Source organism: Euzebya rosea (assembly GCF_003073135.1).
Taxonomy (GTDB): Bacteria; Actinomycetota; Nitriliruptoria; order Euzebyales; family Euzebyaceae; genus Euzebya; species Euzebya rosea.
In genome coordinates, this window is record NZ_PGDQ01000037.1 from 1 (window position 1) to 1,094 (window position 1,094).

The 1,094-nt window shown below is 67.7% G+C and carries 1 protein-coding gene; it reads right to left on the reverse strand.

Annotated features, from left to right (window positions below):
• Positions 1-997, reverse strand: a 997-nt coding sequence (locus CUC05_RS24185) for an IS256 family transposase (RefSeq protein WP_108668719.1), incomplete at its 3' end; no start/stop codon positions are given.
• Positions 998-1,094: the final 97 nt, after the last annotated feature.

Sequence of the window (1,094 nt, forward strand, 5' to 3'; positions counted from 1 at the left end):
TGGGCCAGTGCACCGGCGGGAACGCGGTGTAGGCGAGCAGGTCGTCCTCCATGGCCTCGAGCCGCTCGGCCACCTTCGGCGCCACGGTCTCCAGCTGGGCGCAGACGGTGCGGAGCTGTCCCTTGGCGGCGTCACCGTCGGGCTGGGCGAAGATCGTGGAGATCAACGCCGAGATCAGCTGCCGCTGGCTGTGGTTGGCCACCGCCAGCAGGTTGCGCTTGGCATGCACTCTGCATCGCTGCCATCCGGAGCCCTGCAGGACACGGCGGATCGCCGCGCGCAGCCCGGCGTGCGCGTCGGAGATGACCAGCTTGACGCCGTGCAGGCCGCGGTCTGCCAGGTCGCGGAGGAACTCGGTCCAGAACGTTTCGTTCTCGCTGTTGCCGATGTCCACGCCGAGGACTTCGCGGTGCCCGTCTGCCCGCACGCCGGTGGCGATCACGACCGCTTTGGAGATGACGTGGCCGTGCTCGCGGACGTGGACGTAGGTGGCGTCCAACCAGATGTAGGGGAACGGCTGGTGATCCAACCTGCGGCCACGGAGGACGGCGACGTCGTCGTCGATGGCCTTGCAGATCCGGCTGACGGTGGACTTGGACACGCCCGAGTCGCAGCCGAGGGCCTTGACGAGGTCATCGACCTTCCTGGTGGAGGTGCCGGTGATGTAGGCGCGCATGATCACCGCCCACAGCGCCTTGTCGATCCGTCGGCGGGGCTCGAGCAGTTCGGGGAAGAAGCTGCCTTTGCGCAGCTTGGGGATGCCGACCTCGACATCCCCCGCCGGGGTCGACAGCAGCTTCGGTCGATGGCCGTTGCGCAGGTTCGTGCGCCCGAGGGTGCGTTCGCCCGGTTCGGCGCCGATCCTGGTGGTGAGTTCGGCCTCGATGAGCTCCTGGAGGGCGGCGGCGAGGATCTCGCTGATGGACGTTGACAGGGTGGGGTCGGTGCCGATCAGCACGTCAGCGAGCTCGGACAGGGCAGACTGCTGTTGGGTCATCGTGTGGGTCCTTCGCGTTGTAGGAGACATGAAGTTCACACGGTGGCCCGCCCTATCGGGCGGACCCTGCTCCTACACCACGTGGTGGGACTCACCC